Here is a 22,136-nt window from a genome sequence, read left to right as displayed (position 1 = left end):
TTAACAAGTGGGCAACCGCCCATTAGTGTGGGCGCATGCCCACTTTAGCGCAGGGACAGCCTGACAAGCCCGGACCGGAGCCCCACCGCCACCGGCAGACAGCCGAGTCGTTCGGCGTGGACCCCGAACGCTACGACCGCGCCCGACCGCCCTATCCCCAAGCCCTGGTGGACAGGATCGTCGCGGCAAGCCCCGGTCGGCACGTCCTCGACGTCGGAGCCGGGACCGGCATCGAGGCCCGGCAGTTCCAGGCGGCCGGCTGCACCGTGCTCGGTGTCGAGCCCGACGAGCGGATGGCCGCCTTCGCACGTCGCAGCCGTATCGAGGTCGAGGTCTCCAGGTTCGAGGACTGGCAGCCTGCTGGGCGGCAGTTCGATGCGGTCATCGCCGGCACCGCCTGGCACTGGGTGGACCCCGTCGCCGGCGCGGCCAAGGCGGCCCAGGCGCTCCGGCCGGGCGGCCGTCTCGCCCCCTTCCATCACGTCCCACAGCTCCCGGCCGAGCTGATCGCCGCCCTCGCCGAAGCCCTCCAACGAGTCGCCCCCGACTCCCCGTTCAACCCCGGCCTGCTGAAAGGGTCAGCCCTGGACGCCTACCAGCCGCTGTTCGCGAAAATCGCCGACGGCATCCGTCAGACCGGCCAGTTCAGCGAGCCGGAACAGTGGCACTTCACCTGGGAGCGCACCTACTCCCGAGAGGAGTGGCTCGACCAGCTCCCCACCTTCGGCGGCCTCACCCAACTCCCCGCAGACAAAATCGCCGACGTCCTGGACAACGCCGGAACCGCGATCGACAAACTCGGCGGCCACGCCACCATGCCCTACACCTCTGTCGTGATCACCTCGACCCGTTCCCACACCAGCTGAGCGCGGCAACTGTCGGGCGCAACCGGATATCCGGCGAACACTCAGGGGCCTTGGTCAGGCAGACGTATCCCAGGTGACTGGAAGACGGCGCACACCGTAAAGCTGCTGGTCGTCGCACATGGGCACGTCCTGCGGGAGAACCGCGAGGCGCAGGGTGGGGAATCTGCGCAGCAAGGCGAGGAACGCAACGCGCATTTCCGTCCTGGCCAGTTGCTGACCGAGGCACTGGTGTACCCGTAGCCGAACGCCACTTGGCCGCCGGGCGTTCGACTGAGGTCCAGCTGGTCCGGGTCGTCGAATCGGTGGGAGTCTCGGTTGGCAACGGTCAGCGAGACCGTGACGGCCTGTCCCGCCTTGATCAACTGGCCGTTCAGCTGGACGTCCTCCAGTGCGGTGCGGTGCAGCCCGAACTGAACGACGGTCAGATAGCGCAGCAGTTCCTCGACCGCGGTGTCGATCAGGTGCGGATTCTGCCGCAGGGCAGCCAGTTGTTCCGGGTGCCGCAGTAGAGCGAACGTGCCGAGGCCCAGCATGTGCGCGGTGCTCTCGTATCCGGCGAGCAGCAGCAAGAACCCGATACCGGTCAGCTCGTCGTCATCGAGGTCCGAGTGCGCGACCAGGCCGCCGAGGATGTCGTCGGTCGGCGCCGCCCGTTTGGCGGCGACCAGCTCGCTCGCTGTCAGGTACGCCCAGCAGCTCCGAGACCACTGACAACGGGATCGGCAGGGCGAATTCCGACACCAGGTCGACGGGAGGCCCGACCCGTTCCATCTTGTCCAGGCGGTCCGCGACGATCTCCTCGATGCGGGGCCGCAACCGGTTCAGCCTGCGCGCGCCGAACTGGCTGCCCACCAGCTTGCGGTAAGGGCTGTGCTGGGGTGGGTCCATGCCGATGAACAGGCCGGGCTCGGCCGGCTCGGGTTCCTCGGAGAGCATCCTGCGCGTGGCGGAATGACGTATGTCCCACCGGGAGCTGAACCGGGGATCGCTGAGCACGGTCCTGGCGAACGCGTGCCCTGTCACCAGCCAGCCTTGCGCGCCGTCAGGATAGAGAAGCGGACTGATCGGCTGCTCTTGCCTCAGCCGGGCAAGTTCCGCGGGCGGGTCGAAGGGGCGGGTTCGCGCCGTGGGCAGAGGTTTCGGCAGGGAGGAGTCCTGCATGTTTCTCGGTCTCCGTGGTGGTCAGGGCCCAGCCTGTATCAGGACAACTCCCTTGCCCTGTCACCGCTTGACTCGATCCAGCCGAGAACCGTGAGCTCGTCCACGAGTCGGGCGACCGGCTCGACCGCCTCGTCGACGCCGCAGTCGGCCGCATCGGCCAGAATGGTCGCCAGTTCCCGCTGTGTGCGCGGCTCGTTGAGGGCTTCCAGGATGATGCGGGCCGCTTTGTTGACGTGGGCGGCGGTGAACGTCCGATCGTCGATGACGCGTGCGCTGCCGTCGGATTCCTCTTGCAGGTGGAGGGAGTCGGTGCGCCGGATCGTCCCCTCGGACGGGGACGACGCCCCCTCGCCGTCATGCGATGTCAAGACGTGCCTCCGTGGAGATGAAGTCGAGGTGCATGCCGGTCAGGCCGTTTCCCACTCCGAGATGGATGCCGGCGGCGCCCTCGTTGAGCAGGCAGTTCAGGTTCCAGTCCAGACTTTCCGGGGGCAGCATGCCTGTCCCGAGGGCGACTTCGGTCACCGCTCCCTGGTATTCCGGCCCGCTTGTGGCATCGATTCCCTCCGCCCATGGGCCGAAGCCGCCGACAAACCTGTTGTCGACAATCGTCACGTACAGCGGGCAGGCTTTCCTCATTTCCTCGGCGATTTCGGCCGCCGCGGCGAACCGGTCCGCACGCACGCCTTTGAGTTCACGGTGTTTCGCGACGAGCACCGAGTCGATCCGAAGCGTCCCCGATATCGAGAGGTCGGTGTCGATGTTGCCGGCCAGGTCCGTCGGTGACATGGCGACTTCGAAGTAGTTCCCCACCGTGGAATGCTCATCGGGCAGCAGCTCCAGGCGAGTGCGGCTGACGAGCTGGAGAGCATCCGGGAGGCGGAGTCTCAATTCCGTACCCGGCCCGGAGAGAGTCACCTCCTCCCGGGCGAGGAGGAGTTTGGTGAGGACACGGCGGTTCATCGCCACCGAGCGGGGAATATCGATTTCCGAAAACTTTTCGATCGCGTACTTGGCCGCTTCGAAATCGGACGAGAAGGACGCCAGCGACATCCAAAGCACGCTGGTCTCGGCGAGCATGTCGCGCAGCGCGCGGCGGGACGGGAGCCGTCCGTAGTCCAGAGGCACCACGATGGCCTGCGGCGGCGGCGCGTCGCGGCCGGACAGCATGCCGCCGAACGTCGCGGCTCGCACTCCGCTCTCTGTCAGCCAGTGCGACAAGCGGGCATCGTCCGTGAGGAGAACCACGTCGTCGGCGCCGAAGATCGCCCGCATGTTGTCCTTCAGGCCGTCACGCATCGGCCACTCCCGCCATGCGGGGCTCGGCGTCCTGGTCCTGGGACACCAGCGCGGCAAGGCAGGGGCAGGAAGGAATGTCCCCCAGGTTGCTCTTGAGAACCGACGCGGCCTTGCGCTGCACACCGGCTCCGTCGCCGTCCGAGGCAGCGCCATGCCGCGCACCCATGTCCGGCAGTTGGAGGGCTCGACCGTATATGTCCCCGTCGCTCGCCACGCCCTCGGCAACCCATATTCGTCTCGACATTTTCGCCCTCAATTCTCGACCACACGAAGCATGGGACTCGTGCGGTTGGTGCCGACAATCGCCGAAATTCGCCGACACCAACCGCACAAACGGCTTGGCCGAAGCCAAGTACCGTTACATGTTGCCGTTGTAGATAATGGCCAGAACCGGCTTCGGGGACGCGCCGTCGAGCACGATCCCGTTCGCCCCTTGCCCGTCGTCCAGAGATCCGAGCAGGGTGACCGCCGGAGCCTCAAGGCTCCCCACCATCAGAGATTCTTCGATGACAATGCTGGTCAATTCACCACCTCCGTGTACGCGAGCGAATGGTGCTGTCAGCATGATCAGCTGACCAATGATTATTCTTCGCCGCCAGCTGTACACGTAAAGCAATCCATCGACCAAAGGTTGGCAATCAATACTCGCCCGGTTCTTGCCCTGCGATGCGGCTCGCCGGGAGCCGGCACCATGGCGAGCGCGCGCCCCCCGCGCGGCACTGAGCACGAGAACAGCGCCGGGCGCCGGCCCGCCGCGAAACGCGCCGGCGGCACCTCAGGCCCACCTCTTCTCCGCCCTCCGCCACCACGACGCGCTGACCCCGACCGCCCGCGAAGTCGGGGCGCAGCCAGATGAATTCCCCGAGTTCCAGCCGCTGATCGCGACGGTCGCCCACGAGGAACTGCGGGACGCGGTGGTCACTCAGGACTCCCTGGACGCGCGCCGCCGGTGAGCCAACACGGCCCGCGCCCGACGCGCCCACCCCGACCCCGCCGCCGTCCTCCGGCTACACGCATCACGCGATCGAACCGGCAATCCCACGACCACTCCACGACCCTGATGCACCCTCACACACCACTTGGCAGCCGTGCCAAGGTTGTTCAAACATCAGGCAACGCACGCAGAGCGTCCCCTGGTTTCAGGACGACGTGCCGACCGCTTCCGCCAACGTGACCATGACCCCGACTGCGTCGCGGTCTGTGAGCCCTTGTTCCCGGCACAGGGAACGCCACGTCGAGAATGCCGCGGCATGGCCGATGACCGCCCGCCGGACCGGGTCGTCGGCCTCCGGCCAGGCGTTGGCCAGCACCTCGACGTACTGCCTGGTCATCTCCTCCCAGGCCGCGCGGATCGGCTCGGGCACGGCGTGCTGGTCGCGGATGCCCAGCGTCAGCATCTGCTCGCCCGCCCGGTAAAAGCGGTAGATGTCAGCGAGCCCGGCCGTCAGCCTCTCCAGGGGGTTCTCGATCGCGCCCCACTCCTCGGGCCGAGGCGGCCTCTGCTGGGACAGCCAGTGTCCCGAGCACGCCTCGAACAACGCCGTCTCATCCGGAAAATGCCGGTAGACGGTCAACCGGGTGACCCCGGCGTGCTCGGCGATCGCCGAGATGCTCGTCAATGCCGGGCCCGCGGTGCCGTGAAGATGCACGGCGGCCTCGACGATGCGCTGCCGTGTCCGCTCCACATCCGCGGCGCGTTTGCGCATCTCGTAGCCGCGCGATTTCGACGAACGCTTCTGTTCACTCAATTCTTGACGCCTCGGGAGTCGCGGCGGAGACTCTTTTTAGGAGAACACCAGCGTATCCCCAAAATACGCCGAGGAGTGATCACCATGACAGAGTCGCCGGCCCCGCTGCTCACCATCGTCCGTCCAGGCGAGGGGGCCGAGGGCTTCCTCGGTTCCATCGGGGTCGCCTTCAAGCTGTGGGGTGCCGACACCGGTGGCGCGGTCTCGGTCGTCGAGCACCCGTTCCCGGTCGGGGCGCTGGTGCCCCCGCACCTGCACACCCGGGAGGACGAGTACTCGATCGTCACCGAGGGCGAGATCGGCTTCCGTTCCGGCGACCGTGAAACCGTCCTGGGGCCTGGCGGCTACATCACGAAGCCGCGTGGCGAGCTGCACGCGATGTGGAACGCGGGCTCCGTTCCGGCCCGCATGATCGAAATCATCAGTCCGGCCGGATTCGAGCACTGCTTCCGCGAGATAGCCGACATGCTCGCCGACGGGGGCCCGCCGACCGAGGATGCGGTGGCGGTGCTCGCAGCCAAGTACGGGCTCGAGTTCGGGAGGCCCGACTGGCTGCCCGACGTCATCGCACGCTTCGACCTCACGCCGCCGCCCGGCGTCTGACCGGGATCCGGCCCACCCGGCCAACCAGTCCGAGGCGGATGAGGAGGAGATCAGATCCGCCAGGAGCGGATGCGATCGGCAGTGTCGTACCCGCCGGAGCGGCCGGCGTCTCTGTCGCGGGCGAGCTCGATCAGCGCGCCGTACGGCGGGGCGACGCGTTCGCCCACGGTGTCCAACCCCACCCCGACGATCGTGGCGCCGTAGAGCACGTTGCGGGCCGGGAGGCACAGCTGGATGACGGCGTGATCAGGGCGGCCGCCCGGCACGCGTTCTCGACGGAACCGGCCGGCGGGCACAACAGTCCCGGCGGTCTCGGTCGGGAGCCGTACGTACTCCACGTCGGCGACCACCGCGGCGGACTCGTGGCCATTCGATGCGTTACGGCAAGATCGAGGAGGTGCCTGCCGATGGCACGTGGTCATCGCAGCCCACGCGTCAGTGCGCCCACGCGTCCGGGCCGGCGCCCCGCCATTCGATCAGCGACGACCGGACCACGTCCATTTCATCCCACCCCTGAAGGCCGGCCTCCTGCACGAAAGCCACGACGTCGAGCAGGCCATAAGCGATCCCGACGAAGTGCCCATCGATGCGAACGCGCCGCCCACCGTCTTCCGCAGGCGGGTAGATGACGACGGGCTGGTCGGTAGCCATGATCTCAGCGTGAGGCCGGGTTCCGTCGCGCGCATCCGGGCCGCCCCTGCGGGCCCGTAATTTGAGCGTGCTCGGGACTGCAGGGAGGTGCCCATGCCCCGAACCGCCTGGAGTGGCGCCGTCTCTTTCGGCCTGCCCACTTCTCGGAGCTGGCCGCAAACTGGATCAGGCACCAGGTGCAGCCGTGAGGTCTGTATAGCGCTCGGTCTGCCATCCAATGGCGTCCAGAACCGCACGGAGAAGAAGTGAGTCGCCGCGACCTGGAAAGACGCGGACCAGTTCCGTGAGCGCCAAGGTACCCAGTCCGCTCGCATACTCGTCGAGGGCCGCGCGTCTGACCTCCGCAACGCGCGCAGGCGCCGCCAGTGGGGTCGGGGATGGTTCTTCATGGCCCGTCATGCGTCCTGATCCCACGCATTCCCCAGGCAGGATCTCGGCCAGGAGATCACGACCCTGCGCGATATCGGCCGGGAGAAGTTACGAACCGAAGATCGGGACTTCGCGCGGTGCTGCCGCGCTGACCACGGCTTGGTGAATCAGCATGTGGTCCGGGTGGCCGGTCAGGCCGTCCGGCCCCACTGTGAGCACTACGTCAGGGATGATCTTGTCGATCTGATCAGCAATGACCTCGACCAGGTCCGTGACTGACGCGCTGGTCAGCGAGCCAGGCACGTGCCGCCCGGCGGTATCCGTCCATCGCCCTTCGGCAATCCATTGCCACTCGCTCACGCCGAGCCTGGTACATGCCGCATCCAGCCGAGCGGAACGGCGTCGACGCGCCTCCACGCTGGAAGTGACGTCACCTTCAGCTGCTTCGCCGCCCGAAGCGGTGAGCAGGACGACTCGGCTTCCCTGTCGGCTCAACATGGCGATCGCCGCACCATGAGCGAAGACCTCGTCGTCGGGGTGCGCTGTGACAACGAGGCTCGTTGATCCCCTGCCCAGATGAGTGAACAACACAGCAGCCTCCCCCGGTTGCAACTGATCGAGAGGTTAACGCCGTACTCGCATGCCGAGGAGTAGGGTCGCCTGCGGCAGCCGTGTCTCCTGACCCGGTCAGCCCGTTGACTGTCTCATCAGTAGTAATGAGCGTTCCGCAGAAGCGACGGTGAGGAGGCAGTCCGTCTGCGAGCGCAGATCACCCAACTCAGCGAGTAGCTCTCGGCCGTGGAGCTCCGTCTGGAGCGGCGGGGAACTCACCCAGGACGCCGTCCTGGGTATCGCCGAGGGCAGCGATCGCGGCGGCTTGGAGGTGTTGCCGTCCGCGGATCGCCAGGTCCCCCCGCCCCGAGCGACGCGACCCGCGCCCGATCACGTACTCACATGCTGAACACACATGCTGGCCCCTGCCCCTGATCGTGCAAGATCGATACGAGCCCCTCGACCGCCTGCCGCGCGGCGGGGAGGCGACACGCTGATCAGGTAAGGAGATGGCCGTGTCCATCTGGGAAGCATTGGCCGTCCTCGTGGCCGGTATAGGGGCCGGCACGATCAACACCATCGTCGGCTCCGGCACTCTGATCACCTTCCCGGTACTGCTCGCCACCGGGCTGCCGCCCATCACCGCCAACGTCTCCAACGCCCTGGGACTCGTGCCCGGTTCCATCAGCGGAGCCATCGGTTACCGCGCCGAACTGCGCGGACAGCGCCGCCGCACACTCGTCCTCGGCCTCACCGCCGCCGTCGGCGGACTCGGTGGTGCCGTCCTGCTGCTCGCGCTGCCCTCCGAGTCCTTCGACACGATCGTCCCCGTACTGATCGCCGTCGCACTGGTCCTCGTACTCCTCCAGCCGCGCCTTGCCAAAGCAGTGCAGCGCCGTCGTGAGAACAACGGCAGCACCGGCCACCCGCACGGCGGCCCCGTCCTCCTGGTCGGACTGCTCCTCGCGAGCGGGTACGGCGGGTACTTCGGCGCCGCTCAAGGGGTCCTGTACCTGTCTCTGATGGGTCTGCTCCTCGACGAGGACCTGCAACGCGTCAACGCCGTCAAGAACGTCCTTGGCGCCGTCGTCAACGGCATCGCGGCCTGCTTCTTCCTCTTCGTCGCCGAGTTCGACTGGTCGGCAGTGCTGCTGATCGCCGTAGGTTCCGCGATCGGAGGCCAGATCGGCGCCAAGGTCGGCCGACGCCTCCCGCCCGCCGCTCTGCGCGCGGTGATCGTCGCCGTCGGTGTCATCGCGGTCGTGCAGCTCCTGGTGCGCTGACGCGCCGCCACAGTGCCGGGACGGGGGGCAGGACGGCACGTATCGAAGCCGGCGAAGAGCCCTCGCCCGGGCGCGACGTGCCCCGACGCCTTTATTCGCTTGTGGAGGCGACGAAGGTGGCGATGTGGTGGGCCAAGGCTTGTGGATGTTGGTGGTGTGGGCCGTGCCCCGCGCGCGGATAGGTGAGCAACTGGGTCGTGGGGAGTTGCTGACTGAGGGCGTTCCAGTTTTCGACCGGGGAGCAGATGTCGTGATCGCCCGAGTATCTGGGAGTGGGGTTTGCCGGCGATCTGTTCGGCGGCCCAGCGCCAGGGGACCGCACGCTGGTGTCAGTTGTGCGTGCGGCGATGCGGTCATGTGAGCTCTGTGCGGCCTGGAGGCTTTGCTTGGAGGCCAGTTCGAAGAACAGCACGCCCTCGTCGATGAGGTCGTTCTCCGGCTTGCGGGAGATGTCGTAGAAGAGCTGTTTGGCCTGCCTGATCAAGGGGCCGGGAGGGCCTGTGCCGATGAGGATCAGGTGACTGATGAGCTGGGGGTACTGGGCGAGGGCGACTTGCGCGGCGACGCCGCCGATGGACCAGCCGGCGCGGACGGTTCACCTGCGTCCCGGGCCAGGGAGGCCGGGTCGTACGAGGGGGTGCCGGTGGACAAGCCCAGACCGCTGTAGTCGAAGGTGATGACGCGGAAACCCTGTTCGGCCAGCGTGTCCAGGAAGGCCGGGCCCCAGGTGCCGATGTTGCCGCGGAAACCGATACACAGCCAGGTCGATGGGACACGACCGTCCGCTTCTGGCGAGTGGAGGGGAGGCTTCTGAGGGTGCCGTGGTCACGGCTGTGCGCCTTGGGGTGGTGCCCCGCGCCCGGGGACATTGCTGGGCGAAATGGTCCGCCGGTCGCGGGCCAACGTTGGGCACGCCTCGGATCAGGCGCTGATGTCCGTGGCGGCTCCGGTGGGTAGCCAGCGGAAGCGGTTGCGGATATCGGCGGGCGCGCGGGCGAGTTCGTGCTCGATGGCGTCGCGGCCTTCGTGGAAGTGGTGCCAGCCCTCGTAGTGGACGGGGATGGCGGTGCGGGGTCGCAGCAGGTGGCACAGGCGCACGACCTGGGCGGCTGTCATGGTGTAGCGGACAGGTCCGGTGATCGGGAAGCGCACGCCGCCGACATGCAGCAGTGCGGTGCCCACGGTCAGGCGTTGGGCCACCTCGCGCACGCCGCCGTACAGGACGGTGTCGCCGGAGATCCACAGCGCGCCGTGCTGCTGGCCTTCCCAGGTGAGGGCGAAGCCGGTGACGTGTCCGGTCAGCGGCCGGGACAGGGGCGGGCCGTGGCGGGCCGGCGTGGCGGTGACGGTGATGGTGGGGCGGCCCGGGGTGTGCAGGCGGGTCACCGTCCACGGGGCCAGGCCGTGAGCCCGCTGGCCGATGCGGCGGGCGCCGGCCGGGGTGGTCAGGACGGTCCGGGCGGTGCGCAGGACGTCGCGTCCGGTGCGGTCGAGGTTGTCGCCGTGCTGGTCATGGCTGAGCAGGACGGCGTCGATCGGCGGCAGGTCGGAAGCGGCGAGGGCGGGGCCGGTCGACTTGTGGGAGGCGGTGCCCCAGCCGAAGCTGTAGCGCTGTCCGGGCGGGTCGAAGGTGGGGTCAGTCAACAGCCGCCAGCCGCCCGTCTCGATGAGGGTGGTCGGGCCGCCGATGTGGGTGATCCGCAGGTCGCTCATGGGGAGGCTCCCTTCCCAGGGCCGGGCCGGAGGGCGCCCTCTCCGACCCGGCCCGTCCCGTCAGGCGTGGGCGAGGGCCCAGTCCAGGGCGTGGTCGGCGACCTCTTCCCAGCCGTCCTGGGCGGGCATCAGATGGGAGCGGCCGGGGAACACCGTGACCTCGGTGACGGTGCCCCCGGCCTTGTAGTGCTTGGCGTTGGACTGCTGCACCTTGGGCGGCATGAGGTGGTCGTTCTCCCCCGAACAGAACAGCAGCGGCGCCCGGCCCGCGTTGTGGTAGTCGACGTAGGTGTCGGTGTGGCCGGGGTGGATGTTGGCCAGGGCGCTGCCCCAGACGATGCTGCCGGGAGCGGGGATGTGGTAGCGCTCGTAGGTGGCGTGGGCCTGGTCCTCGGGGAAGGTGTTGGTGAAGGCGTAGCGCCAGTGGTCGTAGTCGAAGCCGACGGCGCGGTGGCGGTTGGCCGGGTTCTTCAGCACCGGGAAGGTCGAGCGGACCTGGGACAGCGGTACGACGGACACACCTTCCGTGGGTGCGGAGTTGATCGCCACTCCGGCCGCGCCGAAGCCGCGGTCGAGCAGGAGCTGGGTGAACGCGCCACCGGCGGAGTGCCCCATGATGACGGGCGATCGGTCCAGCTCGGTGATGACCTTCTCCAGACTGGAGATGATGGCGGGAACGGTCACGGCCTCGATCGGGGTCGGATCGGCGTTGAGGGCCTCGACCTCCACCTCGAAGCCGGGGTAGGGCGGGGCGATGACCCGGAAGCCCTTGTCCTGGTAGTGGGCGATCCAGTTCTCCCAGGCGCGCGGTGTCACCCAGAAGCCGTGGACGAGAACGATGGTGTCGGGTTGCATCGGTGTGCTCCTCAGCGGGTGGCCTGGTGGGCGGCGTTGATCTGGCGGACCACGACGTCGGGGTGGGACATCATCACAACGTGGGAGGCGCCTTTGACCTCGACGGTGCGGCTGTGGGCGCGGTCGGCCATGTAGCGCTGCACGGCGGCCGGGATGACGTTGTCCGCGGTGGGGATGACGTACCAGGACGGCAGGTCCTTCCACGCCGGTGCGCCGCTGGGGCCGGCCAGCCCGCCCACGCTGCCGGGACGTTGTGCGGCCGCCATCAGCCGGGTCTGGGAGGACGGCAGGTCGGCGGCGAACACGTCGCGGAACTGGGCCGGATCGATGTAGCCGTCCGTGCCGGTGCTGCCGTCCGGCAGCGGATAGTCGCGGGTGATCAGAGCGTCCGGCAGCTTGCTGCCGGGGAACTTGCCGGCCAGTTGCAGCGCGCTCTCGCCCTGGTCGGGGGCGAACGCGGCGACGTAGACGAGGGCCTTGACGCCTGTGTGGCCGCGGGCGGCGTTGGTGATGACCTCGCCGCCGTAGGAGTGGCCGACCAGGATGACCGGGCCGTCGATGCTGTCGAGGATGCTGGAGACGTAGGCCGAGTCGCCGCCGAGGTCGCGCAGCGGGTTGGCCGGGGCGATGACCGGGTAGCCGGCCTTCTGCAGGGCGGCGATGGTCCGGTACCAGCCGGAGGCGTCGGCGAACACGCCGTGGACGAGCACGACGGTCGGCTTGGGGCCGCCCGTGTGCGCCGTGGTGGCGGAGACGGGGGCAACCGCGCCGCCCACACCGGCCACGAGCGCGGCGGCGAGCAGGCACGCGCTGACGGTACGGCGGCGAGGCCGCTGACCGCTGGAGATCATGTGTTGGCTCCTGTGCTCGGGCGTCCCCGGAGGGCGGCCGGGGACGCGGGCGTCACCGCGTCAGGAATTGAGGAACTCCAGCAGGTCGGCGCTGAGTTGGTCCTTGTGGGTGTCGGTGATGCCGTGCGGGGCGCCCGGGTAGACCTTCAGCGTCGCGTTCTTGATGCGGGCGGCCGACGCCTTGCCCCCGACCTCGAAGGGCACGACCTGGTCGTCGTCGCCGTGGATGACCAGCGTGGGCACGTCGATGGCGTCCAGGTCGGTGCGGAAGTCGGTCGCGGAGAAGGCCGCGATGCACTCGTAGGCGCCCCGGTGCCCGGCCTGCATGCTCTGGAGCCAGAACGCCTCGCGGATGCCCGGGGAGACGTCGGCACCGGGCCGGTTGTTGCCGAAGAACGGCCCGTCGGCCAGGTCGTGGTAGAGCTGCGAGCGGTCGGCGAGCGATCCGGCCCGGATCGCGTCGAAGGTCTCGATCGGGACGCCGCCGGGGTTGTCGTCGGTCTTGAGCATGAACGGCGGGACCGCGGAGACGAGCACGACCTGGGCGAGCCGGGCGGTGCCGTGGCGGCCGACGTAGCGGGCGACCTCGCCGCCACCGGTGGAGAAACCGACCAGGGTGGCGTCCCGCAGGTCCAGGGTGTCGATGAGCGTGGCCAGGTCGTCGGCGTAGGTGTTCATCTCGTTGCCGTTCCACGTCTGGGTGGAGCGGCCGTGGCCGCGCCGGTCGTGCGCGATGACGCGGTAGCCATGGGTGGCCAGGAACAGCTGCTGGGCCTCCCAGCTGTCGGAGTTCAGCGGCCAGCCGTGGCTGAGGACGACGGGGCGGCCCGTTCCCCAGTCCTTGTAGTAGATCCGGGCGTCGTCGGATGCGGTGACGAAGGGCATGGCTTCTCCCAACCGGTGGCCGGGGCGCCGCATGAACCCGTCCTCCCTGCCGCACCCCGTAGTTGTGAAGGACTTGTGTGCGAGCGTGGCACGGGCGCCATCAGTCGGCTTGACCCTGCCTGCCAGAGCCTGTCCCCTGCGTGCCACGGCTCCGGCCGCAGGCCACCCGCGCACCTGCGGCATCGCGTGCCCCAGCAGACGTGTACGCATACCTGTGCGCCGTACATGCATCTTTGCCCGGAAAGCTTCACACGGCGGACACTCACACCCTAGGCGGCGACCTGACGCCGCCCGGAACGGGAGGCGCCGTGCTCGTCCTCGACACAAACGATCTTCCAGTCGGTGACCGGATCGCGACCTTCGAGGCGGTGGCCGCCGGTGAAGGCGGCGTCTCCTCCGTCCAGGAGGAGCAGGCCGAGGCCACGACCTGGAAACGGCTCGAACTCTGGCACCTCGGCCCGCTCACGCTCTTCCACACCCAGGGCACAGGGATGCGCATCACGCGCTCGCTCCGACAGGCCCGGCGCGATGTGATGGACACCGTCGCGATCAATATTCACCGCCAGGGAGTCGGCGGTTTCGCCTGGGCCGACCATCGCCAGCGCATCGGCCCGAACAGCGCGACCATGCAGCACATGCCGGCCGGCTACGAGTACTGGTGGTCCGGTCTCGGCAGCACGCTGGCCCTGATGTTCGACACCGAACGCCTCAGCCTGCCCGCAGAGACGATCCGCGCATCCATACCGACGCTTGAGCACAGCCCCATCGGACGGCTGCTGATCAACCACGTTCTCGGCATGCGCCGCATCGCCGACCGGATCAACAGGGGCGCCGAAGCCGACGCCCTCGCCTCCGCCACCGTGGAACTCGTCCGAGCCTGGGTGGTCTCCGTCGCCGGCGACGACCTCACCCGCCGAACCGTCGCGAGGGAAACCCTCCTCACCCGCGTCCTGGCCTACGCCCGCGCCCATCTCAGGGAACCCGACCTCACCCCCCAGCGGATCGCCTGGGCACACAACACCTCCGTGCGGACGCTGTACCGGCTGTGCGACGACGGCGGAGTCAGTCTCGAGAAGTGGATCATCCGCCGCCGGCTGGAGGGCGCACGCGCCGACCTCGCAGCCGCCCGACACTCGCACCGGACGATCGACACCATCGCCCGCAGCTGGGGCTTCACCAACCCCGCCTTCTTCTCCCGCCGCTTCCGCCAGACCTACGGCACCACCCCGAGCCAATAGCGAAGCCTCTCCCAACAGGGCCGACTCCTGCTCCCGCCGGACGACCTCTGACCAACCTCCCCGGCGGCAGCCGGACTTCTGATGCGCCGCTCGGCGCGAGCCTGTGCGGCACGCGCGGCGATGTGGGTCAGTGTGTTCGTCGGCCGCGGCAGCGGTTCACAGGCTCCGCGTCGGCCGCGCCGGATTGCCGACCGCGACGACGCCCGCGGGGATGTCCTTGGTGACGACGGCGCCCGCGCCGATGACGGAGTTGTCGCCGATGCTCACGCCGGGCAGGACGATCACGCCGCCGCCCAGCCACACGTTGTCCCCGATGGTGATCGGCCGCGCGGCCTCCAGCTTGTCCCGGCGCGGCTGCGGCTCCAACGGGTGGGTGGGGGTGAGCAGTTGGACGTTGGGGCCGATCTGGCAGTCCTCGCCGATGGTGATGGCCGCGACGTCCAGCGCCGTGAAGTTGTAGTTCACGAAGGTGCGCGCGCCGATGGTGACGTTGCTGCCGAAGTCGACGTACAGCGGAGGCCGCACCTGCGCCTCCTCCCCCAGCGAGCCGAGCAGTTCGGCGAGCAGCGGCCGGGCAGCCTCGAAGTCCTCGGCGAAAGCCGCCTGGTAGCGGGCGGCCAGGCGGACGGCTCGCTGCTGGCGGCGGACGATCTCGGGATCGTCGGCGATGTAGAGGTCGCCCGCGAGCATGCGCTCCAGGTTCGTGCGGGGGTCGTCCGCGAAGTAGTCCGTCACCCTGCGTACGATCGCACAGCCCGGCGTGTACGGTCGTACGCGCCGGCCGTTGCCGGGCAGGCCATGGGGCGCGGTGGGAACGTCACTACGATCATCGGTCATGGACTGGCTCGAACGGACCGCGCAGCTACGGCAGTGGAGCAGGGGTGGTGCGCGGGCACCGCACAAGCCGCTGCTCCTTCTCTACGCGTTGGGCCGGTTCCAGGAGGACGCCGACGGCGAGCTGCGCTACAGCGCGGTGGAGGAGGACCTGGCGCGGCTGCTGGCCGAGTACGGGCCGCCCCACAGAACGACCCCCGCCTACCCGTTCCACCACCTCGTCAGCGACGGGGTGTGGGAGGTGCGGACCGACCGGGGGCCGGGCAGTCCGGGCAGCGGTGTGCGGGATCTGCGGGAGACCGGCGCGGCGGGCAGGCTCGCGCCCGAGCTGCGGGCCGCACTGCGGCGCGAACCGTCGTTGCTCGCCCGTATCGCGCGGGTCCTGCTCGATCTGCATTTCCCGCCTTCCCTCCACGGTGACTTGTGCGAGGCCGTCGGGCTCGAACTGGAACCGGCGGAGACCGGACGTCCTTCGGACGTACGTCGGCAGCGCAGTCGGCGGATGCGCGACCTGGTGCTGACCGCGTACGAGTTCCGGTGCGCGTTCTGCGGCTACGACGGCCGGATCGGCGCGGTACCGGTCGGGCTGGAGGCCGCGCACGTGCGCTGGTGGGCGTTCGACGGTCCGGACGAGGTCGACAACGGGCTGTGCCTGTGCTCGTTGCACCACAAACTCTTCGACAAGGGTGTGCTCGGGGTCGGCGACGGACACCGCATCCTGGTCTCGCAGCGCTTCGTCGGCCACAGTCCCGCGGCCCGGGACCACGTCATAGCGCTCGCGGGCCGTCCGCTCCTCGGCCCGCAGCCGGGCGCCCGCCCGGTCGCGGCCGCCCACCGCGACTGGCACACCAGCCAGGTCTTCCACGGCGCCCCTCGCCCCGCCGGCACCGCCTGACGCATCCGCCCGGGGGCGCCGGGCCTCGCCTTCACGCCTCCGTGGGCTCCTGATCGTCGCGTTCTTGCTCCTGCGCCCAGGCGCTCGCCCATTCGTCGAGCGGACGGAGGGCATCACGGAGAGCTGTCCCCAGCCGGGTCAGCTCGTAGCCGTCGGCCGAGGGCGCGATGATCCCGCTCGACACGAGTTCGCGGAGCCGCTGGTAGAGGACGCTGGACGACAGCCCTTCGCACCGTGCCAGCAGTGCGCGGGCGCCGAGCGGGCCCGCACGCAGTTGCATTTTGCGGTCTTCGAAGGCGACTTCGCCGACGCCGACGCCATGGCCGCGGCGCGGGCGTCGTCGCACGGCCAGCGCGTGGCCGCCGATTTCGCCAACTACGCCACCGGCGGTGCGGTCGTCATCCACTATCCGGTGCAGGACGGCACCGGCTGAGGCAGGCCCGTAGGTGCCGGTTCGTCGAGCGACAAAGGTGGGCCGATGTCCTGGCCGGATGTGACGGTGGTTGATGCGTGCGTACGGCGTGACGGCCGGGGCGGTAGCCCCACGGCCGTCACCTACGACGACCCGGCGGCGGCGGACGCGGACCGGCGTGCGGTCGCTGCGGCGGCCGGCACCTCGCACGCGGCGTTCCTCGGCCCGGGGCGGGCGCCGGACGGTAGCCGGCCGGTCCGGTTCTTCACCGCCACCGCCGAACTGTTTGGCTGCGGCCACGGCACCGTTGCCGCGCAGGCGGTCCGCTTGGCCCGCACCGCGCTGGACGAGCTGAAGGGCCGTCAACACACCGGCGGGCGCACGTTCGACACCGTCGCGATCCGCCGCTCCGCCGGCATCGAGGTGTGGTTCGACCAGGGCCTCGTCGCGCTGCGTGACCCGGCACCGGACGAGCGCGCCGCGATCGTCGCCGCGCTCGGGCTCACCCCGGACGACCCGCATCCGACCGACGCGCCACGAATCGCCGCGCCCGGCGCACCACGCATGCTGATACCGGTCCACGACCGTTCGGCGCTGCTCAGGGTCCGCCCACACCTCGGCAGCCTGACAGCGGCGTGCCGGCGCTACGGACTCCTCGGCTGTTTCGTGTACGTACCGCCGGTGGGCGACCGACCGGGCGCGGCGCGGATGTTCGCGCCGGCGATCGGCGTCGACGAGGACGTAGCCAACGCCAACAGCACCGGCTGCCTGGCCGCCCACCTGCTCGACACCACAGGGGCGCAGACGGTCGAGATCGAGGTCGAGCAGGGCGACACCCTCGGTCGACCGTCCAGCGTGCTCGCTTCGGCCCGACGCGGGCCGGCCGGCATCACGACCCGGGTCGGCGGGTTGGCGGTGGTCCGCGGCGGACACTGAGGCGACGACTGGAGCCACGGCTGATCGAGCGGGAGATCCAGAGCGACCAAGCCTGAATGCGCAGCGCCGAATGACACCGGCCCGGCATGCGGAGGAGCCCCATGACTCCTCCGCCCCGGGCTGCCGGGGGCACAACCGCCGTGCCTCATCGACAGCTTCGCGGCTCAGCGCAGCGTCCGCTCCAGCCGTTCCGCCACCAGCTTCACGAACCGGGCAGGCTCCTTGGGCTGTCCGCCTTCCGCGAGGACGGCGAGTCCGTGCAGCAGTTGGGCGGTCTCGGCGAGCTCCGCCCGGTCCTCCTGTTCCACGTAGGCCTGCCGCAGGCCACGGACGAGCGCGTGACCGGGATTGAGTTCGAGAATCCGCTTGGTGACCGGCACCTCCTGGCCCATCGCCCGGTACATGTTCTCCAGCGCCGGGGTGAGGTCATGGGCGTCGGAGACGACACACGCCGGTGAGACCGTCAGCCGGGTCGACAGCCGGACGTCCTTGACCTCCTCCCCCAGCTGCTCCTTCATCCACTCCAGCAGGCCGGCATAGCTCTCGTCCTGCTCCTCCCGTGCGCTGTCCTGCTGTTCGCCGCCCTGGACGTCGAGGTCGATCTCGCCCTTGGCGACGGACCGCAGCTGCTTGCCCTCGAACTCGCCCACGGCGTCGACCCACACCTCGTCGACGGGGTCGGTCAGCAGCAGGACCTCGACGCCCCGGGCCTTGAACACCTCCATGTGCGGGGAGTTCTCGATGCTCTGCCGGGACTCGCCGGTCAGGTAGTAGATGTGCTCCTGACCGTCCTTCATCCGCTCCACATACTGCTGGAGCGTCGTCGGCTCATCCCCCTCATGGGTGCTGGCGAAGGACGCGACCGCGAGGATGGCGTCGCGGTTGTCCGGGTCGCCGAGCAATCCCTCCTTCAGCACCGCGCCGAACTCACGCCAGAACGTGGCGTACTTCTCGGCGTCGTTGGCCTTCATCTCCTTGACCGACGACAGGACCTTCTTGGTCAGCCGCCGCTGGATCATCCTGATGTGGCGGTCCTGCTGGAGGATCTCCCGGGAGACGTTGAGCGAGAGGTCCTGCGCGTCGACGACACCCTTGACGAAGCGAAGGTACGGCGGCAGCAGCGCCTCGCAGTCGTCCATGATCAGCACGCGTCGGACGTAGAGCTGCAGACCGCGCCGGAAGTCCCGGGTGAACAGGTCGTGCGGGGCGTGGGCCGGCAGGAACAGCAGCGCCTGGTACTCGAAGGTGCCCTCGGCCTGGAGCCGGATCGTCTCCAGCGGGTCGCGCCAGTCGTGGCTGACATGCTTGTACAGCTCGTGGTACTCGTCCGCCGAGACCTCCTCGCGCGAGCGTGCCCACAGGGCCTTGCGCGAGTTCAGCGTCTCCGGCTCGGCCGTCTCCTCGCCATCGCCGGCCTGGGGGACGAGACGGATCGGCCAGGTGATGAAGTCCGAGTACCGCTTGACGATCTCCCTGATCTTCCAGGTGGAGGTGTAGTCGTGGAGCTGGTTCTCGGGGTCGGCGGGCTTGAGATGGAGCGTCACGGACGTGCCCTGCGGCGCCTCCTCGACCTTCTCCAGCGAGTACGTGCCCTCGCCACGGGACGACCAGCGCGTACCGCTGCTCTCGCCGAGGCGCCGGGTCACCAGGGTCATCTCGTCGGCCACCATGAACCCGGCGTAGAACCCGATGCCGAACCGGCCGATCAGCCCCTCCGCACCGGCCTCGTCCTGGGCCTCCTCCAGTTCCTTGAGGAGGGCGGCCGTACCGGAGTTGGCGATGGTGCCGATCAACGTGCCGACCTCGTCGTACGACATCCCGATGCCGTTGTCCCGCACGGTGAGCGTACGGGCCTCGGGGTCGACGTCGATCTGGATGTGCAGGTCGGACAGGTCCACGTCGAGGCTGTCGTCGCGCAGGGCGGCCAGGCGTAGCTTGTCGAGCGCGTCCGAGGCGTTGGAGACGAGCTCCCGCAAGAAGACGTCCTTGTTCGAGTAGACCGAATGGATCATCAGCTGAAGCAGCTGACGGGCCTCTACCTGAAACTCAAACGTTTCGGTGGACATGGTTCGCGTGTCCCTCACAGGTCCCTGAGTCGCGGAAAACGAGCGACAGTACTTTAAAACACCACGTCAGGGTGTTTCACGTGAAACTGATAGCTCGTCACCTCTTAGTCCCGGCGGGCCGTGACGTCTCCGTTGACCGTGGTCACCGTCATCACACGGTTTCGGTCGGCATCCTGGGCGTGGACATCGGTTGTGGTGCGCCCGTTGTCGGTGGTCATGGTGACGCGGTAGGCCGGGGCATCGCGAGGGACGGTGACTTCGACCGAGCCGTTGACGGTCCTCGCGGTCACGCCCGCCGGCGCGGCAGCGCACTGCATCACCACATCGCCGTTGACGGTGCTCGCGTGCAGTCGGCTCGCCTCGAGGGACGTCGCGCGCACCGATCCGTTGCGGGTGGACAGCCGCAACGGGGCGTCCTCCTGGCCGGAGTGGGTCAGTGTCACGTCCCCGTTGACGGTCGTGACGTCCAACGCGGCGGCGACGTCCACCACGTCGACGCCGGCGTTGCGGGCGGTGACGGTGACCTTCGTTCCGTCGGGGATCTCGACGTACGGCATCCGTGGACATCCGCGGTCATCGTGGTCGGCGCAGTCCAGATCCAGGGTCCAGCGGTCGCCGTGATGGGACCAGTGCCCGTCGATCCGGTCGTCCACGCTGATGTGGTCGCCGTCGGCCGGGCGCAGCCGCAGCCCGTTGTCGGTGCTGATCAGCACTTCGTCCCCGGACTCCGCCGCGCGCAGCGCGTTGTCCGCTCGGGAGGCGTCGCTGCCACCATCGTCGCAGGAACTCGCGAACGGCAGCGCCAGCAGCAGCAACAACGTCGTAGGCATCAGGTGCCGTTGGGGCATCAGCTTCATGCCCCAACGGTTGCCCCGCATCGACGGGGCCATGGCGGCGTGCGCGGAGTCGGCAGGCCGGGGCAGGCCTAGGCCGGGCCCTACGGGATGTCCCGGCAGGGTGGGGGCAACCCCCGGCCGGATACGGCGATCAGCCCCATCGCCGTTGCCCGCTCCCTCCAGCAGGCTCAGTGCGTACAGGACAGACCTGAAGGGCTGATCGAGAAGCGAGGAAGAAATGAGACACGTGCGACGGACGCTGTTGACCGCTACGACAGCCTTGGCGGCGGTGGCGGTACTGGCGGCACCGACTGCCGTCGCGGCGACGCCTCAAGGAGCGGATCGCGCGGGGCTTCAGGAATCACTGGACGGGGTCGTGGCCACGGGGGCCGTGGGTGCGTTGGCGGAGGTGAGTGGCGCGGACGGGGTGTGGCGGGGAGTCAGTGGGGTCGCCGAGTTGGGCACGACGCGGCCGGTTCCGGACGGCGGGAGGTTCCGGGCAGGCAGCATCACCAAGACGTTCGTCGCCACCGTCGTCCTGCAACTCGTCGACGAGGGCCGGTTGCGGCTGGACGACACGGTGGAGAAGTGGCTGCCGGGTGTCGTGCCGGACGGCCACCGCATCACCCTGCGGCAGCTGCTCAACCACACGAGCGGGCTGTACGACTACAGGCGTACGTTGCCGATGCCGCCCGGGCAGGAGTTCCTGGCCAACCGCTGGCGGACCTGGACGGCGGCCGAGCTGGTGCAGCGTGCAGTGGCCGAGGCACCGATGTTCGAACCTCCGGGTTCGGACTACAGCTACTCGAACACCGGTTATGCGCTGCTGGGCCAGATCATCGAGGAGGCGACCGGCCGGGCGTACGGTGAGGAGATCGAACGCCGGATCATCCGGCCGTTGCGGTTGCGCGGCACCTCGCTGCCGGGCACGTCCCCGCGCATCGACGGACCGCACCCCCGCGGCTATGTGCCGATCGAGGGAGGCGACGGGACGCGCCTCGTCGAGTACACGGAGATGAACCCTTCGGTGATGGGCGCGGGCGGCGAGATCATCTCCACCACGAAGGATCTCAACCGGTTCGTCGCCGCCCTGCTCGACGGCCGGCTGCTGCCGGATCACCTCCTCACCGAGATGAAGACACCGGGCATCGCGGGCAGGAACTACGGGCTGGGGCTGGCCTGGAAGGACACTTCGTGCGGGGTGCGGTTGTACGGCAACGACGGTGACGCCCTGGCATACCAGGCCTGGTCGTTCGCCACGGAGGACGGGCGACGTCAGGTCACGGTCGCCCTCACACCCGACTTCCGCGGCGACCCCGACGACGCGGTCGACGCCCTTCTGGAGCAGGCCTTCTGCGACTGACCGACGGCAGGACCGGTCAGGATCGGAGAAGCGTCGGGCCCCATGCCGGTCCTAGCGTGAGGGGCATGGCAACCAAGACTTCCACCGCAGCCGGCATCTCCCTCACGTCCGTCACCCTGGAGGTGAACGACCTCGCCGCCGCCCGCGCCTTCTACCGCGCGTTCGGCGTGGACGCGTACGTACGCCTCCAGACGTCCCAGGCGCCGTCCACCGGGTTCCGCGGCTTCACGGTCGCGCTCACGGTCTCCCAACCGGCCACCGTCGACGGCTTCGTCGCCGACGCCGTGGAGGCCGGCGCCACCGTGCTGAAGGCCGCCTCGAAGTCGTTCTGGGGTTATGGCGGGGTCGTCCAGGCACCTGACGGCACGATCTGGAAGATCGCGACCTCGGCGAAGAAGAACACCGGCCCAGCCACCCGCACGGTCGACGAGGTGGTCCTCCTCCTCGGCGTCGAGGACGTGAAGGCCACCAAGCAGCACTACGTCGGCCAGGGACTGAGCGTGGCCAAGAGCTTCGGCGGCAAGTACGTCGAGTTCGCCCCCACCTCAAACAGCCCCGTGAAGCTGGCGCTGTACAAGCGCGCGGCCCTGGCCAAGGACCTCGGTGTCCCGGCCGACGGCACCGGCTCGCACCGCGTCGTCCTCGGCGGCGCCACCGAGGACTTCACCGACCCGGACGGCTTCGTGTGGGAGGCCGCACGGCATGCCGCCAAGCCGTAGG

General features: G+C 69.1%; 27 protein-coding genes and 1 pseudogene. 10 read left to right on the top strand and 18 right to left on the bottom strand.

Features of this window, described 5'->3' with window-relative positions:
* Positions 1-35 precede the first annotated feature (35 nt).
* A complete protein-coding gene (locus IQ210_RS31435; RefSeq protein ID WP_194082559.1) occupies positions 36-866 on the top strand; it encodes a class I SAM-dependent methyltransferase in 831 nt (276 codons plus the stop codon).
* 54 nt (positions 867-920) lie between these two features.
* Here the strand turns inward: IQ210_RS31435 and IQ210_RS48635 are convergent.
* The 6 genes and pseudogenes from IQ210_RS48635 to IQ210_RS31405 form a co-directional block, all read right to left on the bottom strand.
* Positions 921-2,027 (bottom strand): annotated as a pseudogene (locus tag IQ210_RS48635) (cytochrome P450).
* Between the two features lie 38 nt (positions 2,028-2,065).
* The gene (locus IQ210_RS31425; RefSeq protein WP_228048647.1) at positions 2,066-2,395 is read right to left on the bottom strand and encodes a hypothetical protein; all 330 of its coding nucleotides are present in this window, start codon (positions 2,393-2,395) and stop codon (positions 2,066-2,068) included.
* Positions 2,382-3,326, bottom strand: coding sequence for a hypothetical protein (locus tag IQ210_RS31420; protein ID WP_194082558.1), 945 nt, complete (start codon positions 3,324-3,326; stop codon positions 2,382-2,384). The genes IQ210_RS31425 and IQ210_RS31420 overlap by 14 nt, the downstream gene beginning before the upstream one ends.
* Entirely contained in the window at positions 3,319-3,570 is a 252-nt protein-coding gene (locus IQ210_RS31415; RefSeq protein ID WP_194082557.1) for a hypothetical protein, read from the bottom strand. The genes IQ210_RS31420 and IQ210_RS31415 overlap by 8 nt, the downstream gene beginning before the upstream one ends.
* 114 nt (positions 3,571-3,684) lie before the next feature.
* Positions 3,685-3,849 carry a hypothetical protein gene (locus tag IQ210_RS31410; protein ID WP_194082727.1) on the bottom strand — a complete coding sequence of 55 codons (165 nt, stop codon included), beginning with the start codon at positions 3,847-3,849 and terminating at the stop codon, positions 3,685-3,687.
* Between the two features lie 616 nt (positions 3,850-4,465).
* Positions 4,466-5,074 carry a TetR/AcrR family transcriptional regulator gene (locus tag IQ210_RS31405; RefSeq protein WP_228048646.1) on the bottom strand — a complete coding sequence of 203 codons (609 nt, stop codon included), beginning with the start codon at positions 5,072-5,074 and terminating at the stop codon, positions 4,466-4,468.
* Positions 5,075-5,158: 84 nt separating this feature from the next.
* On the opposite strand from IQ210_RS31405, the gene IQ210_RS31400 reads away from it, so the two are divergent.
* Complete coding sequence (locus tag IQ210_RS31400) at positions 5,159-5,677, top strand: cupin domain-containing protein (RefSeq protein ID WP_194082556.1); 519 nt, start codon at positions 5,159-5,161, stop codon at positions 5,675-5,677.
* Between the two features lie 50 nt (positions 5,678-5,727).
* Here IQ210_RS31400 and IQ210_RS31395 read toward each other — a convergent pair whose 3' ends face one another.
* The 3 genes from IQ210_RS31395 to IQ210_RS31385 all read right to left on the bottom strand — a co-directional run bounded on the left by IQ210_RS31395 (position 5,728) and on the right by IQ210_RS31385 (position 7,285).
* A complete protein-coding gene (locus IQ210_RS31395; protein WP_194082555.1) occupies positions 5,728-6,027 on the bottom strand; it encodes a hypothetical protein in 300 nt (99 codons plus the stop codon).
* An 85-nt stretch (positions 6,028-6,112) separates the two neighbouring features.
* The gene (locus IQ210_RS31390) at positions 6,113-6,328 is read right to left on the bottom strand and encodes a hypothetical protein (protein ID WP_194082554.1); all 216 of its coding nucleotides are present in this window, start codon (positions 6,326-6,328) and stop codon (positions 6,113-6,115) included.
* Between the two features lie 477 nt (positions 6,329-6,805).
* Positions 6,806-7,285 (bottom strand): PIG-L family deacetylase, encoded by a 480-nt coding sequence (locus IQ210_RS31385; RefSeq protein WP_194082553.1) that lies wholly within the window; start codon positions 7,283-7,285, stop codon positions 6,806-6,808.
* 473 nt (positions 7,286-7,758) lie between these two features.
* Here IQ210_RS31385 and IQ210_RS31380 point away from each other — a divergent pair, with 473 nt between their 5' ends.
* Positions 7,759-8,532 carry a sulfite exporter TauE/SafE family protein gene (locus IQ210_RS31380; RefSeq protein WP_194082552.1) on the top strand — a complete coding sequence of 258 codons (774 nt, stop codon included), beginning with the start codon at positions 7,759-7,761 and terminating at the stop codon, positions 8,530-8,532.
* Between the two features lie 91 nt (positions 8,533-8,623).
* On the opposite strand, the gene IQ210_RS31375 is transcribed toward IQ210_RS31380, so the two are convergent.
* Positions 8,624-9,016 carry an alpha/beta fold hydrolase gene (locus tag IQ210_RS31375; protein WP_194082551.1) on the bottom strand — a complete coding sequence of 131 codons (393 nt, stop codon included), beginning with the start codon at positions 9,014-9,016 and terminating at the stop codon, positions 8,624-8,626.
* A 33-nt stretch (positions 9,017-9,049) separates the two neighbouring features.
* On the opposite strand from IQ210_RS31375, the gene IQ210_RS31370 reads away from it, so the two are divergent.
* Entirely contained in the window at positions 9,050-9,199 is a 150-nt protein-coding gene (locus IQ210_RS31370) for a hypothetical protein (protein ID WP_194082550.1), read from the top strand.
* Between the two features lie 254 nt (positions 9,200-9,453).
* On the opposite strand, the gene IQ210_RS31365 is transcribed toward IQ210_RS31370, so the two are convergent.
* Genes IQ210_RS31365 through IQ210_RS31350 form a run of 4 tightly spaced genes read right to left on the bottom strand, consistent with a single transcriptional unit; the run spans position 9,454 to position 12,836 of the window.
* Positions 9,454-10,245, bottom strand: a complete 792-nt coding sequence (locus IQ210_RS31365) for an MBL fold metallo-hydrolase (RefSeq protein WP_194082549.1) — start codon at positions 10,243-10,245, stop codon at positions 9,454-9,456.
* 60 nt (positions 10,246-10,305) lie between these two features.
* Positions 10,306-11,100 (bottom strand): alpha/beta hydrolase, encoded by a 795-nt coding sequence (locus IQ210_RS31360; RefSeq protein WP_194082548.1) that lies wholly within the window; start codon positions 11,098-11,100, stop codon positions 10,306-10,308.
* An 11-nt stretch (positions 11,101-11,111) separates the two neighbouring features.
* A complete protein-coding gene (locus IQ210_RS31355; protein ID WP_194082547.1) occupies positions 11,112-11,951 on the bottom strand; it encodes an alpha/beta fold hydrolase in 840 nt (279 codons plus the stop codon).
* A gap of 60 nt (positions 11,952-12,011) precedes the next feature.
* Positions 12,012-12,836, bottom strand: a complete 825-nt coding sequence (locus IQ210_RS31350; RefSeq protein WP_194082546.1) for an alpha/beta fold hydrolase — start codon at positions 12,834-12,836, stop codon at positions 12,012-12,014.
* A gap of 308 nt (positions 12,837-13,144) precedes the next feature.
* Here IQ210_RS31350 and IQ210_RS31345 point away from each other — a divergent pair, with 308 nt between their 5' ends.
* Positions 13,145-14,074, top strand: coding sequence for a helix-turn-helix domain-containing protein (locus IQ210_RS31345; RefSeq protein WP_194082545.1), 930 nt, complete (start codon positions 13,145-13,147; stop codon positions 14,072-14,074).
* 156 nt (positions 14,075-14,230) lie between these two features.
* On the opposite strand, the gene IQ210_RS31340 is transcribed toward IQ210_RS31345, so the two are convergent.
* Positions 14,231-14,764, bottom strand: a complete 534-nt coding sequence (locus IQ210_RS31340; protein ID WP_228048720.1) for a sugar O-acetyltransferase — start codon at positions 14,762-14,764, stop codon at positions 14,231-14,233.
* Positions 14,765-14,909: 145 nt separating this feature from the next.
* Between IQ210_RS31340 and IQ210_RS31335 the strand changes: the two genes are divergently transcribed.
* A complete protein-coding gene (locus tag IQ210_RS31335; RefSeq protein WP_194082543.1) occupies positions 14,910-15,803 on the top strand; it encodes a phosphorothioated DNA-binding restriction endonuclease in 894 nt (297 codons plus the stop codon).
* 31 nt (positions 15,804-15,834) lie between these two features.
* Here IQ210_RS31335 and IQ210_RS31330 read toward each other — a convergent pair whose 3' ends face one another.
* A complete protein-coding gene (locus IQ210_RS31330; protein ID WP_194082542.1) occupies positions 15,835-16,083 on the bottom strand; it encodes a winged helix-turn-helix transcriptional regulator in 249 nt (82 codons plus the stop codon).
* On the opposite strand from IQ210_RS31330, the gene IQ210_RS31325 reads away from it, so the two are divergent.
* On the top strand, positions 16,078-16,236 hold the full coding sequence (locus IQ210_RS31325) for a hypothetical protein (RefSeq protein WP_228048644.1): 159 nt from the start codon (positions 16,078-16,080) through the stop codon (positions 16,234-16,236). The genes IQ210_RS31330 and IQ210_RS31325 overlap by 6 nt on opposite strands.
* 45 nt (positions 16,237-16,281) lie before the next feature.
* On the top strand, positions 16,282-17,151 hold the full coding sequence (locus tag IQ210_RS31320) for a PhzF family phenazine biosynthesis protein (protein ID WP_194082541.1): 870 nt from the start codon (positions 16,282-16,284) through the stop codon (positions 17,149-17,151).
* Between the two features lie 164 nt (positions 17,152-17,315).
* On the opposite strand, the gene htpG is transcribed toward IQ210_RS31320, so the two are convergent.
* A complete protein-coding gene (gene htpG, locus IQ210_RS31315) occupies positions 17,316-19,217 on the bottom strand; it encodes a molecular chaperone HtpG (RefSeq protein ID WP_194082540.1) in 1,902 nt (633 codons plus the stop codon).
* A 104-nt stretch (positions 19,218-19,321) separates the two neighbouring features.
* Positions 19,322-20,074, bottom strand: a complete 753-nt coding sequence (locus IQ210_RS31310; protein ID WP_194082539.1) for a DUF4097 family beta strand repeat-containing protein — start codon at positions 20,072-20,074, stop codon at positions 19,322-19,324.
* 217 nt (positions 20,075-20,291) lie between these two features.
* Between IQ210_RS31310 and IQ210_RS31305 the strand changes: the two genes are divergently transcribed.
* On the top strand, positions 20,292-21,416 hold the full coding sequence (locus IQ210_RS31305) for a serine hydrolase domain-containing protein (protein ID WP_194082538.1): 1,125 nt from the start codon (positions 20,292-20,294) through the stop codon (positions 21,414-21,416).
* Between the two features lie 65 nt (positions 21,417-21,481).
* Positions 21,482-22,135: a VOC family protein gene (locus IQ210_RS31300; RefSeq protein ID WP_194082537.1), complete on the top strand. Its 654-nt coding sequence runs from the start codon at positions 21,482-21,484 to the stop codon at positions 22,133-22,135.
* The last annotated feature ends 1 nt before the right edge of the window (position 22,136 follow it).

It is taken from the genome of Streptomyces justiciae (assembly GCF_015163075.1).
In the GTDB taxonomy this organism is placed as follows: Bacteria; Actinomycetota; Actinomycetes; order Streptomycetales; family Streptomycetaceae; genus Streptomyces; species Streptomyces justiciae.
The sequence above is the reverse complement of the archived record's forward strand: the minus strand, read 5'-3'. Positions and strand labels throughout refer to the sequence as shown.

Bases quoted from the DNA above. Each gene is read 5' to 3' on its own strand.
- IQ210_RS31330 (WP_194082542.1), bottom strand. From the start codon at position 16,083: ATGCAACTGCGTGCGGGCCCGCTCGGCGCCCGCGCACTGCTGGCACGG.
- IQ210_RS31350 (WP_194082546.1), bottom strand. From the start codon at position 12,836: ATGCCCTTCGTCACCGCATCCGACGACGCCCGGATCTACTACAAGGAC.
- IQ210_RS31360 (WP_194082548.1), bottom strand. From the start codon at position 11,100: ATGCAACCCGACACCATCGTTCTCGTCCACGGCTTCTGGGTGACACCG.
- IQ210_RS31365 (WP_194082549.1), bottom strand. From the start codon at position 10,245: ATGAGCGACCTGCGGATCACCCACATCGGCGGCCCGACCACCCTCATC.
- IQ210_RS31305 (WP_194082538.1), top strand. From the start codon at position 20,292: ATGAGACACGTGCGACGGACGCTGTTGACCGCTACGACAGCCTTGGCG.
- IQ210_RS31420 (WP_194082558.1), bottom strand. From the start codon at position 3,326: ATGCGTGACGGCCTGAAGGACAACATGCGGGCGATCTTCGGCGCCGAC.
- IQ210_RS31320 (WP_194082541.1), top strand. From the start codon at position 16,282: ATGTCCTGGCCGGATGTGACGGTGGTTGATGCGTGCGTACGGCGTGAC.
- IQ210_RS31310 (WP_194082539.1), bottom strand. From the start codon at position 20,074: ATGAAGCTGATGCCCCAACGGCACCTGATGCCTACGACGTTGTTGCTG.
- IQ210_RS31415 (WP_194082557.1), bottom strand. From the start codon at position 3,570: ATGTCGAGACGAATATGGGTTGCCGAGGGCGTGGCGAGCGACGGGGAC.
- IQ210_RS31435 (WP_194082559.1), top strand. From the start codon at position 36: ATGCCCACTTTAGCGCAGGGACAGCCTGACAAGCCCGGACCGGAGCCC.
- IQ210_RS31380 (WP_194082552.1), top strand. From the start codon at position 7,759: ATGGCCGTGTCCATCTGGGAAGCATTGGCCGTCCTCGTGGCCGGTATA.
- IQ210_RS31335 (WP_194082543.1), top strand. From the start codon at position 14,910: ATGGACTGGCTCGAACGGACCGCGCAGCTACGGCAGTGGAGCAGGGGT.
- IQ210_RS31300 (WP_194082537.1), top strand. From the start codon at position 21,482: ATGGCAACCAAGACTTCCACCGCAGCCGGCATCTCCCTCACGTCCGTC.
- IQ210_RS31340 (WP_228048720.1), bottom strand. From the start codon at position 14,764: ATGCTCGCGGGCGACCTCTACATCGCCGACGATCCCGAGATCGTCCGC.
- htpG (WP_194082540.1), bottom strand. From the start codon at position 19,217: ATGTCCACCGAAACGTTTGAGTTTCAGGTAGAGGCCCGTCAGCTGCTT.
- IQ210_RS31355 (WP_194082547.1), bottom strand. From the start codon at position 11,951: ATGATCTCCAGCGGTCAGCGGCCTCGCCGCCGTACCGTCAGCGCGTGC.
- IQ210_RS31390 (WP_194082554.1), bottom strand. From the start codon at position 6,328: ATGGCTACCGACCAGCCCGTCGTCATCTACCCGCCTGCGGAAGACGGT.
- IQ210_RS31400 (WP_194082556.1), top strand. From the start codon at position 5,159: ATGACAGAGTCGCCGGCCCCGCTGCTCACCATCGTCCGTCCAGGCGAG.